Here is a 13,483-nt window from a genome sequence, read left to right on the forward strand (position 1 = left end):
CTGCCCGCGGCGAGCGCTCCACCGTTGCAGCCTCCGTCGTCCGCTGCCGGCACTCGCTCCACTGGACCCGCTCGTGAACCCCTCCCCCTTCGGTCTCTACGACCCTGCCCGCGAATCCTCCGACTGCGGCGTCGGCTTCATCACCCGTCTCGACGGGACGCCGAGCCACGACGTCATCCGCAAGGGCGACGAAGCGCTCTGTGCGATCCCGCACCGCGGCGGCAAGTCGGCCGAGGGTGTCGGCGACGGCGCGGGTGTGAGCATCGACCTGTCGGTGGAGTTCTTCAGCGCGATCACCGGCGAGGAGCTGCGCCCCGGCCACTTCGGCGTCGCCAACTGCTTCGTGCCGAGCACCCCCGCCGAGCGCGCGGACGCCGTCCGCACCGTCACCGACGCCATCGAGCACGAGGGCTTCGAGCTCCTCCTGGTCCGCGACGTCCCGGTCGACCACACCGTCGCGCGTCCCGAGGCCGAGCAGTACCAGCTCCCCATCGTGCAGTGGGTCTTCCGCGCGCCGGAGGACTGGACCCGGCAGGACGTCGACGCCGCCGCGAACCGCGCCCTGCTCGCCGTCGAGTCGGTCTCCTACGGCCAGGCAGCCGAGCAGCACGCCGAGCACGCCGCCCTGTACCCGCTGTCCCTCAGCGCCCGCACCCAGATCCTCAAGGGCCGCCTGAACTCCGGCGAGGTCATCGGCTACTTCACGGACCTCCGCGACCCGCGGCACTCGGTGCGGACGCTCTACTTCCACACCCGCTTCTCGACGAACACCGAGCCGCACCCGACGATGGCGCAGCCGTTCCGCCTGATGGCGCACAACGGCGAGCTGAACACCGACCGGAAGAACCGGCTGTCGGACGAGGCCCTCGCGCAGGCCCGCACGCGCAGCATCGTGCGTCCTCCCGGGCAGTCCGACTCCAGCCGCCTCGACCAGACCCTGCAGAGCCGCGTGTTCGACGACGGTCTGGAGATCGTCGAGGCCGTGGTGTCGCTGATGCCGCCGGCGTGGGAGAACGACCACACCCTGACCGACGACGTCCGCGCGATGCTCGAGTACTTCTCCCTGTACGAGGAGAAGAACGACGGACCGGCGGCCGTGATCTTCAGCGACGGCGACGTCGTCGGCGCGCGCCTGGACCGGCTCGGCCTGCGTCCGCTGCGCTCCGTGCAGACCGACGAGTACCTGATGGTGTCGTCCGAGGCCGGCCAGGTCACCGTCCCGGACGCCGAGGTCACGCACCGCGGCCGCATCGAGGCCGGCGGCATGCTCGTCGTCGACCACCGCACCGGCTCGCTGATGCGCACCGGCGAGGTCCTGGAGATGCTCGCCGCCCGCCGGGACTACGGCACGCTGCTCGAGGCTGCCCGGGTGAACCTCGACGACCTCCCCGCGCCCGCGTACGACCGCACCACGTCGACCCTCGGCTACGACGGCGACCTGTCGCTGCAGGGCCGCTACGTGGCGTACTCGCTGAACCAGGAGAGCTTCCGGTTCATGCTCGACCCGATGCTCCAGAACGGGTCGGAGCGGATCTCGGCGATGGGCTACGGCAACGCCATCAACGCGCTCAGCGACACCGAGGGCGGCATGGCGAAGTACTTCTCGCAGCGCTTCGCCCAGGTCACGAACCCGCCACTCGACTCCATCCGCGAGGCCGACGGCATGAGCATGCGGGTCGCACTCGGTGCCAAGCCGGACGGCACCGGCACCGCGACCCGGCAGCTCGTCGTGCAGTCCCCGGTCCTCGGGCACCTCGACATGGTCCGCCTGCGCGACCAGGACATCGTGCCGCTGGAGCGCTTCGACATGCTCTACGTGCCGGTGCTCGGCGACGAGCAGGCGAACGCGGACGCGATGCGGTCCGCCGTCGACGCCCTGAGCAGCGCGGTGGAGCGGTTCGCGAAGGAGACCGGCGGCATCGCCGTGCTCTCCGACCGTGCCGTCTCGTCGACGCACGCGGCCCTGCCGGTGATCCTCGCCGTGGCCGCCGTGAACCAGCGCCTCATCGAGACCGGCTTGCGACTGCGGGTCTCCGTGGTCGCCGAGAGCGGCCAGCTGCCCTCGTCGCACCACGTCGCGACGGCGCTCGGCTTCGGTGCCGCGGCGGTCTACAGCCTCTCCGCGCGGCTCCGTGCCGAGGAGAAGTACCCCGCTGCTGCGGCTCCGGCCGGTGAGTACACCGCGACCGACCAGGCGCTCGCGAAGTTCCGGAAGGCGGCGGAGAAGGCCCTCGCCAAGACCATGGGCCGCGTCGGTCTCTGCACCGCGGAGAGCTACATCGGCGGCGAGTTCTTCGAGCCGAACTACCTCGACACCCGTGACGACCTGTTCGCGACGGTGTTCCCGCACATGGACGCCCCGGTCGGCGGTGTCGGCTTCGCCCGCATCGCGCAGGCGGCGACCGATTGGCACGAGCGCGCCCGGTCGGTGCAGGGCGACGCACAGGTGCCGCTCCTCGGCCTGTTCAAGGAGCGCTCGGACGGTGCCGGGCACTCGTTCGGTGTCGCGAGCGTCCGCGGCTTCGGCGGCATGACCGAGGAACGGCCGACCTTCGAGCGCTCCGGCGACTCCGAGGCGCTCCGGCTCCTGACGCTCGGCCAGCTCGACGACGCCTTCGGCATCACGGACGCGGCGTACCGGAACACCGGCTACGACCGCCTCAGCGAGTCCGAGATCGACGACTTCCGCATCACGCCCGGCTACCGGACGTTCCTGCAGACCACGCACGACGAGCGGTCCCGCCGCCCGTCCGCGCTCCGTGACGTGCTCGCGCTGCCGGCGGACGTCACGGGCATCGACACGGCGGAGGACTTCGCCCGCGAGCTCGGCCGGTTCTCCCTGACGGGCAACAGCAGCGTCACGGTGCGCGGGCTGCTCGGCTCGCGTCCGTCTGCTGACGACGAGCAGCCGGGAGGCCCGGAGCGGTTCCGTCTGCAGCTCACGTCGACGGGGTCGCTCGGCACCGAGCGCCACACGGCCCTCGCACACGGGCTCGGCCTGCTCTTCCCCGGCCAGGTGGACGTCGACGCCGTCGACGCCGACCAGGTGACGCTCCGCGCCACCGGCTTCGCCGCGGACCTGCTCGCCCTGCTCGAGAGCGCCCCGGAGAGCGTCGGACTCGACGAGGTCCAGCCCGCCCACGAGATCACCCGCACGCTGGCATCGGGCGCGATGAGCCACGGCGCGCTCGTCGCCACCGCGCACGAGGCGGTGGCGCACGGCACGAACATGGTCGGCGGCATGTCGAACAGCGGCGAGGGCGGCGAGCACCACTCCCGCTACGGCACGATCCGCGGTTCCCGCATCAAGCAGTTCGCCTCGGGCCGGTTCGGCATCTGGACGGGCTACCTCGCCGACCCGATGCTCGAGGAACTCGAGATCAAGATCGGCCAGGGCGCGAAGCCCGGCGAGGGCGGCCAGCTGCCCGCGCCGAAGGTCACCGTGGACATCGCCGCGGCCCGTGGTGGCACGCCAGGCGTCGAGCTCATCTCCCCGCCGCCGCACCACGACACGTACTCCATCGAGGACCTCGCGCAGCTCATCCACGACTGCAAGGCCGCCCGCGTCCGGGTGATCGTGAAGCTGGTGTCCTCCGAGGGCATCGGCACCATCGCCGTGGGTGTCGCGAAGGCCGGCGCCGACGTCATCAACGTCGCCGGGAACACCGGCGGCACCGGCGCCGCGGCGGTCACGAGCCTGAAGTACGCGGGCCGGTCCGCGGAGATCGGCGTGGCCGAGGTGCACCAGGCCCTCGTCGCGAACGGCCTCCGCCAGAAGGTCACGCTCCGCTGCTCCGGCGCGCACCAGACCGGCTCGGACGTCGTCACGAGCGCGCTGCTCGGCGGCGACTCGTTCGAGTTCGGCACGACCGCGCTGATGATGCTCGGCTGCGTGATGGCGAAGAACTGCAACGTGAAGTGCCCGGCGGGCCTCACCACGAACGCCGAGGCGTTCGAGGGCGACCCCCGCGCGCTCGCCCAGTACCTGCTGAACATCGCGCACGACGTCCGGCAGATCCTCGCCCGCCTCGGCCTGCGCTCCCTGCGCGAGGCCCGTGGCCGCACGGACCTCCTGCAGCTCCTCGACCACCCGGCGAGCGTCGGGCGGCTCGACGTCCGGAACCTGCTCGCGCGGGTGCCGGAGAAGATCGTCACCGACCCGGAGTACCTCGAGAAGGACTTCCGGACCGACGACGCCCTCATCGAGCAGGTCCGCGCCGCGCTCCTGACGCGCCACGAGCACACCGTCACCATCGACGGCGTGCACCTCGGCAACGCGGACAAGTCCGTCGGCGGCCAGTTCGGCATCGACGTCGAGCGCATCCTCAACCACGAGCTCCGCGACGCGTCGTTCGACGACGTGCCCGCGGTCACCACCGACGACCGCGGTCGCCGCCGTCTGGTCGACGGCGCGGTGACGATCCGCACCAGCGGTTCGGCCGGCCAGTCCTACGGCGTCTTCAACAACGACGGTGTCCTGCTCGAGCACACCGGCACCGCGAACGACGGTGTCGGCAAGAGCCAGAGCGGCGGTCGCATCGTGGTCCGCGCGCCCGGTGGCGGCAGCGCCGTCCGCGGCGGCAACGTCCTGATCGGCAACTTCGCGCTGTTCGGCGCGACCGGTGGCCGCACGTTCGTCGAGGGCGAGGCGGGCGACCGCTTCGCCGTCCGGAACTCGGGTGCGACCGCGGTCGTCGAGGGTGTCGGCGACTTCGGCTGCGAGTACATGACGGGCGGCGCGGTGTTCAACCTCGGCGGCTTCGGCAAGGGCCTCGGCAACGGCATGTCCGGCGGGTTCCTCTACCAGTACGACCCGTCCGGCCAGGTCGCGGAGCGTGCCAGCACCGACTCGCTCCTCGTCTTCCCGGTCACCGACACGACGCGGGGCGCCTTCCACGAGGACGCCGCACGGCTGCTCCTCGAATGGCACCTCGAGGCCACCGGCTCCGAGCTCGCGGGCCGCCTGCTCGCGGACTGGGACACGACCCGGACGCACGTCTTCGTCGGGATGCCCCGCGCGCTCCTGCTCACCCAGGACGCCGAGGCGATCCTCGCCGCCGCGACCCGCAACGAGTTGCTCGACGAGCTGGCCACCTCGACCGCGACCGACAAGCTCCGCGCGTTCAAGGTCGACTACCGCGACCGCCGCACGGTGCTCGACGGCCGCGCCCCGGCACTCGGCGACCAGGGCGACGACATGTTCTCGCTCCTGTCCTCGTACACGGTGCTCGGTGTCGCCCAGGACCTCGCCCTCGAGCGGGTCCCCGGTGCGACGAGCCCGAACGACCCCCGCGTGGCCGAGGCCGTGAAGAACCTCGTACTCACCGAGGACTTCTTCGTGAAGCAGCGCGTGGTGAAGTACCTCCGCGGCACCCTCGAGCGGTTCACCGACGACGAGCTCGCGACCCTCATCGCGATCAAGCGCCTCGACGACTACAAGCGTGCGCTCACGCAGCGGAACAACCGCAGCATGGACGCACCCGGAACGACCGGCTGGATCATGCACCAGAACGCCAAGAACGACGGTCGCGTCCGCGCGGCCCGCTTCGACGAGCTGCTCGCGACCGCGGCGCTCGAGGACATCGCCGGCCGTGCACCGCAGGCGCCCGTCGAGGCGGTGACCGCGTGAGCCTCCTGCCCCCGACCGGTTCGCTGATCCCGGTCGACGCCCCGTTCTCCGCCGCGCAGGAGTCCTGGCTCGCCGGGTTCATCGCGGGCATCGCCGCCGCGGGCAAGAAGTCCGCCGCACCGGCACCGACGACGACGATCGACGTGCTGTTCGGCACCCAGACGGGCAACGCGGAGTTCCTCGCGGACCAGCTCGTCGCCGGCGCGAAGGCCCGCGGGCTCGGCGGGCGGACCACCGCGCTCGACGACGTCTCCCCCGAGCAGCTCGCCGGGATGTCGCACGTGCTCGTCGTCACCTCGACGTACGGCGAGGGCGAGATGCCCGACAACGCCGGCCTGTTCTGGGACGCGGTCCAGGCGAGCACGGTGCCGCGCCTGGAGGGCCTGCAGTACGCCGTCCTCGGGCTCGGCGACACGAGCTACGACGAGTTCTGCCAGGCCGGCAAGCTCATCGACACCCGCTTCGAGCAGCTCGGCGCGACCCGCGTGCACGAGCGTGTGGACTGCGACGTCGACTTCGAGGACCCCGCTGCGCTCTGGACCGCAGCCGTCCTCGACCGCATCGCCGCGGAGACCGGCGCCCAGCCGGGCGGGACCCAGGCTGGCGGAGCCGGCCCCACGACCACCGCAGCCGACGGGGCGGGCGCGAGCCGTGCCTCCCGGCCGGGTTCCCAGTGGAACAAGCGCAACCCGTACCGTGCCCGCCTGGTGGAGAACCGGCTGCTCTCCGACCCGCGCAGCGCGAAGGAGATCCGGCACTACGAGTTCGACCTCGGCGACAGCGGCATCACGTACGCGGCCGGCGACGCCCTCGCCGTCGTGCCCCTGAACGACGGCGGACTCGTCACCGAACTGCTGACGCACCTCGGTGCCACCGGCGACGAGGTGTTCGACGGCGTCGCGGTGCGCGAGCTGCTGCGCACCGACCGCGAGATCCGGACGCCGTCGAAGGACCTCATCGCGGACCTGGTCCAGCGCGCCCCGTCGAGCGAGCTCGCCGCGGTCGTCGCGCACGGTGACAAGCACGAGCTGGACCGGTGGCTGTGGGGTCGGGACGTCCTCGACCTGCTCCGCGACGCCGGGTCCACCGCGCCGGGACTCGACGAGCTGCTGCCGTTCCTCCGGCCGCTGCAGGCGCGGCAGTACTCGATCTCCTCGAGCCCGCTCGCGCACCCGGACCGCATCCACCTCACGATCGCGTCGGTGCGGTACGGCGACGTGAACCGCCGCCACTCCGGCGTCGCGTCGACGCACCTGGCGGACCGCGTCGAGGTCGGTGACGAGGTCGGGATCTACCTGCAGCCGAACGCCGCGTTCAGCGTGCCGGCCGACGACGACGCGCCGCTGATCATGGTCGGCCCCGGCACCGGCATCGCGCCGTTCCGCGGGTTCCTGCACGAGCGTGCCTCCCGCGGGGCCGCCGGGCACAACTGGTTGTTCTTCGGCGACCAGCACCGCGACACCGACTTCGTCTACCGCGACGAGCTCACCGAGCTGCAGGAGTCCGGGGTGCTCACCCGCCTGGACCTGGCGTTCTCGCGCGACCAGGCGGAGAAGGTCTACGTGCAGACGCGGATGCGCGAGCAGTCGGCGGAGCTCTACCGGTGGCTCGAGGCCGGCGCGACCTTCACGGTGTGCGGCGACGCGTCCCGGATGGCGAAGGACGTCGAGTCGGCGCTCCTCGCGGTGATCGCCGAGCAGCGCGGCGCGGGGGACGACGACGCTGCGGAGTACCTGGCGGACATGCGCCGCGCGAAGCGCTACGTGCGCGACGTGTACTGAGCCCGGCGAGGCGGCGCGCGTCCCACCGTGTCCGGAACCTCGCACGGTGCGCGTTCTGTCTCACGAGGAGCGGACGCCGTCCCGCCGTGTGGAACCCGAATCCTCGGGCGGGGCGGCGTCCTGAGACCGCACGGAGTGTGCGAGAGCCCCCTGATCCGGGTCTCTCGAACCCACGTGGCGCCCTGAGCCGACGTGGGGAAGCACGCCGAACGGTCTTCGGACAATGTACAAGAATTGCACGTCCGTCCGGTACCGGTTGACCGAGGTACTACGCCGTGCTATGTATTCGCGTTCGCGTTGGCGGCGTTCGTGTTCGCGCCCGGAGTGACCGCACGCGACCACGGGGAGTCCTCGCCGACGCTGGTGTCCGGCGGCTCCGGCGTCAGGACGAGCCCCGATCCCGAGGCCGCCGAGGCGTACAGCTGGTCGAGCCACGACCGGTTGATCGAGGGGATCCGGCCGCCGGCGAACTTGAAGTGCAGGCTGGCGTTCGGGTGCAGCCAGACGCTGCTCCGGCCGTCTCCGTGCGTCGCGTCGTCCTTCCACGAGAACAGGAAACGGTGGTCGCGACGGAGCATGTTCACGATGACGACCTGCAGGTGCGTCAGGGCGCGGTCGTCGATGTGGAGGTCGAGTGCCTCCCCGGCGTAGATGAGCTGGCCCATGCGTCTGTCTACTCCGTCCGGCCGCGCGCGGACCGCGACCACACCGGACGGGAGGCGCGGGGCACGACCGCCCCGCGCGTCACGCCGTCGGGGAGGTCGGCTCGTAGTGCCGTGCGCCGCCGAGCACGCCGGCGAACCGGAACGGGGCCGTCGTGACGCGCGGGCGCTCGGTGTCCTCACTCGTCGCCGCACCGGCCGCGTGCAGCGCCCGGTACTCCGCCACGGTCAGCGGGACGCGCGCGTCGAGGTCGGCGCGGACGGCACCGTCCCGACGGTGGTTCCGGTAGTCGTCCCGCACGACGCCGGTGATGAGCTCACCGACGCTGCCCGAGCCGTAGCTGAACATCCCGATGCGCGCCCCGGCCAGGTCGTCGTCGAGGTCGAGGAGGGCCGCGAGGGCGATCCAGAGCGACGCCGTGTACGTGTTGCCGACCTGGCGGTTGTAGGTGAAGCCGGTCACGAGCTCGGTCTCGTCGAACTCCGCACCGACGTGCTGGGTGAGCTTCCGGTGCGCCTTGAGCGCCATCTTCGTGAAGGGCTGGTGGTGCACGAAACGGTCGATGTCCGCGTACGCGGGACCGCCCCGCGCCGCGAGGTCGTCCCACGCCCCGAGGAACGCGTCCACGTAGGCGCTCACGGACAGGCGTCCGTCGACGAGCGCGGTGGAGCGGTCGTTCGGCCGCCAGAAGTCGTCGACGTCGGCGGTGAAGAGCCCGGCGACCGGCTCGATCTCGATGAGGTCGGGATCGGCGCTCACTAGGATCGCGACCGCGCCGGCGCCCTGCGTGGGCTCGGCGGCGGTGTCGACGTCGTAGCGGGCGACGTCGGCGGCGATGACGAGCACGCGCTCCCGGGGGTCGCGCGCGACGATGCCGAGTGCGAGCTGGAGCGCGGCGGTCCCGCCGTAGCAGGCCTGCTTCAGCTCGACCGTGCGGACGTTCTGCGGGAGCCCGAGGAGTCCGTGCACGAACACGCCGGCGGCCTTGGACTGGTCGATGCCCGACTCGGTCGCGAAGAGCACCGTGCGGATGCCCTCGACGCCGTGCCGGTCCACGACCTGCTTCGCCGCTGCGGCGCCCATCGTGACGATGTCCTCGTCGGGAGCGGGCACGCTGAACGCGTCCTGCCCGATGCCGACGTGGTACTTCGCCGGGTCCACCCCGAGCTGCACCGCGAGGTCGTCGAGCTCGAGCACGTGGTGCCCGGTCGCGACCGCGATGTCGTGGATGCCGATGCCGGTCATGCTGCGTCGCCCTTCTTGCCGCCGCGCTCCATGGCGACGTGTGCCGCCATCAGCTCGCCGGGGTTCGTCTGCGCGGCGAGCAGGGACAGCTCACCGCAGAGGACCGTCGCGGCGCAGAGTGCCGCCAGCCGACGGGCGTTCGCGCCGGGCTCGCGGTCCTCACGGCAGCCGAGACGCACCAGGGCGTCCTCGACGACGGGCAGGTCGTTGCCCTTGCCGTTGCCGACCGTGCCGACGATGAGGTGCGGCAGCGAGCAGGAGAAGTACAGGTCGTCGCCGCGGGCCTCGGCGAACGTGATGCCCTGCGAGCCCTCGACGATGTTCGCGGCGTCCTGCCCGGTGGCCAGGTAGAAGCCGAGGAGCATGTTCGCGTAGTGCGCGTTCGCGGAGCGGAGTGCCCCGGCGATCGTGGACCCGACCAGGTTCTTCGCGGTGTTCAGGTCGACGATGCGCTCGGTCGAGGACTTGAGGAACCGCTCGACGACCATGCCGGGCAGGACGATCTCGGCGATGGTGTTCCGCCCGCGGCCACGGATGCCGTTCACCGCCGTGGCCTTCTTGTCGGAGCAGAAGTTCCCGGAGATCGACACGTAGGACAGCTCCGGCTCCCACGCCAGGATCGTCGGCAACAGCGTGTCAGCGGCCTGCGTCACCATGTTGTGGCCCGAGGCGTCGCCCGTGGTGAACGCGAAGCGCAGGAACAGCAGGTCCCCGACGATCTCCGGGTGCACCTCGATGAGCTTGGCGAACCGGCTCTGCCCGACGACGACCTGCTCGAGCTCGGCCTGGCGCGCCAGGATCCGACCCGTGGCCATGTGCGCAGCGGCGGCGCTCGAAGCCCGCACGACGACCGACCGGGTCATCCGCTCGTCGACCACCGTCGCGACGATGCCGCCCTCGACCATGCGCGAGATGCGGGCACCGCGGCCGACGGACGGCCAGAGCGGCGATTCGTACGTGGCGAGCGGGACTTCGTGCTCGCCCTCGACCGCGTTGCCGCTGACCCGGATCGGTCCGACCCACCGGGTCGGGATCGGGGTCTGGGTGATCGTCTTGTCGTTCATTTCGCAGTGCTCATTCGATGGGGCCTTCCGGGGGTTGCACGGCGATGGTGAGGTGCCGGATGTCGTGTGCCTCCCACTCGCGGAGGATCCCGGCGGAGTCGCTCTCCGCTGGGACGAGCGCGATGCCGCAGTCGCCGCCACCGGCGCCCGACGGCTTCGCCGCCCCGCCGGCGCGCTCGACGACGTCGCACAGTGTGGTGAGCCGTTCGGTCTCGATGACCGACCCGACGGAGTCGCCGAGACGCTGCATCAGCCCGCGGGCGCGCCGCAGGGCGTCCAGGGTGCGTTCGGTGTCGCCGGTCTGGAGGCCCGTGGTCAGGTCGTCGACGCAGGCTCGGCTGTCGTCGAGGAACGTCGCGTACCCGCCGTTGCGGTGCCGCCGCACCACGCCCACGAGCTTCGTGGTGGACGCCGGCGAACCGGTCCAGCCGACGAGCAGGCGCAGGTGCTCCGGCGCGGGGAGTCGCTGGACGTCGAAGCCCTCCCACGCGGCCGCGTCGTGCAGGACGTCCGACACGGTGCGGTCGTCGAGCTGCGCCGCGAGGTGCTCGCGGTCCGGCGCGCTGTACCGCAGCCAGCCGCCGAAGGTGCTCGCCGCGAGGTCCCCGCCGGACGCCCGGGGGTTCACCCGGATCGTCGCGAGGAGCGCCACCTGGAAGCGCTGGCGCTGCGAGAGGCCGAGCCCGTAGAAGCGGTCGAGCGCCCCGACGGTGGCGACCGTGACGGCGGCGGAGGAGCCGAGCCCGAACTTCCGCCCGCTGGCGTCGTCGAGCTGGCTGGAGATCCGGAGGTCGTGGAAGCGCGGCTCGATGCCGAGCTCGGCGCGGAGCTTCTCGACGAGGTCGATCGTCGCCATCACGTAGTCGTACGGGTGGTGCTCGCGGTCGAGGGCCAGGCCGTCCTCCGCGCGGGTCCACGTCAGCGGCAGGTGCCCGTACTCCTCGGAGTGCACGCTGCCGGCACCGTGGCCCTCGGCGACGCGGGCCGTGATGGCGCGGTCGAGCGCGATGATCACGGACGGCTGCCCCGGTTCGACGACGGCGTACTCCCCCGCGACGAACAGTTTGCCGTGGGCACGGAACTCGATCACTCGGCGGACTCCTTCTGGTCGGGGTGCTGGCGCTCCCCCGTTCCTTCGGAGCGGACGACGCGGGCGGCTGGTCCGGTGCCGGACTCGATGACGTCGCCCAGGTGTGCGAGCGCGGTGGCCGCGGCGCTGCGGTCCTCCGGCTTCGTGAGGACGACGACGTTCGGCCCGGCGTCGGCGGTCGCGTACGCCTCGAGCCCGGCGGCGCGGAGTTCCGCGACGGCGTCGAACACCGCCACGCTCCGGGCGGTCAGGTAGCGGATCGGTGGGAACGCGCCCTCGATCGTGGCGTGCATCCGGAGCGCGTTGCTCTCGGTGAGCTCGCCGATGCGGGTGAAGTCCCCGGCGGCGCAGGCGACGAGCATGTCGCCGACGGTCTCGGTCGTGGAGGACACCCATGCCGGGTAGAAGGGCGAGGTCGCGATGGTGCGGCGCATCGCCTCGCGGGAGCCGATCGCCTTCGGGCCGTCGTTGATCGTCACGACGACCATGGCCATCGGCGGCGCCGGGATCGTCTCGGCGTAGGAGCCCTGGTCGTCGCCGGCGTGCCACACCGACACCCCGCCGGGGATCGACCGCGTGGCCGACCCCGAACCGCGCCGCGCGAGCCGGCTGAGGTCGCGCTCGGAAAGGTCGAGCCCGTAGGCCGCGGCCGCGGCCGTGGCCAGCGCCGCGAAGCCCGACGCGCTGGACGCCAGGCCGGCACCCGTCGGCACCGTGTTCGTCGACTCCACGCGCGCACGCGCGTCGGACCCTGCCAGCTGCCGGACGATGTCGAGGAACCGTTCGACGCGGGTGAGCGCACCGTCCTCGACGACGTGACCATTCAGGACGAACGCATCCCGCGCCTCCCGGCCGTCGACCAGCGTCACGGAGGTGGTCGTCGGGAAGACGTCGAGGCCCATCGAGACGCTGCCCGTCGCGGGCAGCGCGAGGTCGGCGTCCGCCTTGCCCCAGTACTTCACGAGCGCGATGTTGGGGTGCGCGACGGCGGTGGCTGTGCTCAAGCGCGGTCTCCGATCCGAGTGGTCCAGGTGGCGGTGGCACCGGCGTCGCGCAGTGCGACGGCGATGCGTTCCGCGTGCTCGCCGTCGGCGGCGAGTGCGAGGACACAACCGCCCCGACCACCGCCGGTGAGCTTCGCGCCCAGGGCGTCCGCGCTGCGTGCGGCGCCGACGAGCCGGTCGAGGTCGTCACTCGACACGTCGAGGGAGATGAGCAGTTCGTGCGCGGCGTCCATCGTGGCACCGAGTGCCTGGGCGTCGCCGTCGACGAGTGTCCCCCGGGCCCGCCTGGCCAGGGCGCCGATCTGCGCGACGACCGCGTCGACGTTCTCCGGGTCGCGGTCGTGGTGCTCGCGGACGGCGGCCACGGCTTCGCGCGTGTGCCCGGGGACGCCGGTGTCGGCGACGACGAAGACGAACTCGCCGGTGAGCTCGACCGGCTCGATGCGGCCGCCCTCGAACCAGACCGGGACGTCCGCGACGACCCCGCGTGCGTCGAGTCCGGACGGTCGGCCGTGGGCGACCCGCTCGCACTCCTGGATGAGTTCGTGGTGGGTCTCGACGTCGAGCGTGACACCGAGGGCGTCGGCGACCGCAGCGGTGACGGCGGCGGCGACCGCGGCGCTCGAGCCCATGCCCCTGGCGGTCGGGACGTCGCTGTCGACACGGACGTGGAAGTGCTGGTCGGTGGAGCCGAGGTGCCGGAGCGTCGCGGTAACGGCCGTGACCGTCGGCATCACGGCGGCGGGGGCGAGGTCGAGGGGGCCGGTGTGCACCGTGGACTCGAGGCGGTGACCGTCCCCGGATGCGCTGATCGGGGTGACCGTCGCGGTGACGCGGACGTCGTTCACCGGCAGCACGAGCGCGGGTGCGCCGTACACCACGGCGTGCTCGCCGATCAGGATCGTCTTGCCGTGGGACGACGAGGTACCGACTCGGTTGGTCGCTGATCGTGCCGTGGCTGGGTGGTTGCTGGTCATCGTTGGTGAGGCCAGCCTAACCGGCTCGCT

At 72.0% G+C, this 13,483-nt stretch carries 8 protein-coding genes; 2 read left to right on the top strand and 6 right to left on the bottom strand.

Annotated elements, in window-relative coordinates; all coding sequences use genetic code 11:
- Nucleotides 1-73: 73 nt before the first annotated feature.
- Entirely contained in the window at nucleotides 74-5,629 is a 5,556-nt protein-coding gene (locus tag EDF27_RS08615) for a glutamate synthase-related protein (RefSeq protein WP_132048228.1), read from the top strand.
- Nucleotides 5,626-7,410, top strand: coding sequence for a sulfite reductase subunit alpha (locus tag EDF27_RS08620; protein ID WP_123701684.1), 1,785 nt, complete (start codon nucleotides 5,626-5,628; stop codon nucleotides 7,408-7,410). Before EDF27_RS08615 ends, EDF27_RS08620 begins: the two co-directional genes overlap by 4 nt.
- Before the next feature lie 278 nt (nucleotides 7,411-7,688).
- Here the strand turns inward: EDF27_RS08620 and EDF27_RS08625 are convergent, their stop codons facing one another.
- From EDF27_RS08625 to mvk, 6 genes are all read right to left on the bottom strand, one after another.
- Nucleotides 7,689-8,075, bottom strand: a complete 387-nt coding sequence (locus EDF27_RS08625; RefSeq protein ID WP_132048230.1) for an ATP-dependent DNA ligase — start codon at nucleotides 8,073-8,075, stop codon at nucleotides 7,689-7,691.
- Nucleotides 8,076-8,154: 79 nt separating this feature from the next.
- Nucleotides 8,155-9,318 carry a hydroxymethylglutaryl-CoA synthase gene (locus EDF27_RS08630; protein ID WP_132048232.1) on the bottom strand — a complete coding sequence of 388 codons (1,164 nt, stop codon included), beginning with the start codon at nucleotides 9,316-9,318 and terminating at the stop codon, nucleotides 8,155-8,157.
- On the bottom strand, nucleotides 9,315-10,382 hold the full coding sequence (locus EDF27_RS08635; RefSeq protein ID WP_132048234.1) for a hydroxymethylglutaryl-CoA reductase: 1,068 nt from the start codon (nucleotides 10,380-10,382) through the stop codon (nucleotides 9,315-9,317). Before EDF27_RS08635 ends, EDF27_RS08630 begins: the two co-directional genes overlap by 4 nt.
- Nucleotides 10,383-10,392: 10 nt before the next feature.
- Entirely contained in the window at nucleotides 10,393-11,472 is a 1,080-nt protein-coding gene (locus EDF27_RS08640) for a phosphomevalonate kinase (protein WP_123655840.1), read from the bottom strand.
- Nucleotides 11,469-12,476 (bottom strand): diphosphomevalonate decarboxylase, encoded by a 1,008-nt coding sequence (gene mvaD / locus EDF27_RS08645; RefSeq protein ID WP_132048236.1) that lies wholly within the window; start codon nucleotides 12,474-12,476, stop codon nucleotides 11,469-11,471. Before mvaD ends, EDF27_RS08640 begins: the two co-directional genes overlap by 4 nt.
- The gene (gene mvk, locus EDF27_RS08650) at nucleotides 12,473-13,453 is read right to left on the bottom strand and encodes a mevalonate kinase (RefSeq protein WP_132048238.1); all 981 of its coding nucleotides are present in this window, start codon (nucleotides 13,451-13,453) and stop codon (nucleotides 12,473-12,475) included. Before mvk ends, mvaD begins: the two co-directional genes overlap by 4 nt.
- Between the last annotated feature and the right edge of the window lie 30 nt (nucleotides 13,454-13,483).

It is taken from the genome of Curtobacterium sp. PhB136 (assembly GCF_004346855.1).
Taxonomy (GTDB): domain Bacteria; phylum Actinomycetota; class Actinomycetes; order Actinomycetales; family Microbacteriaceae; genus Curtobacterium.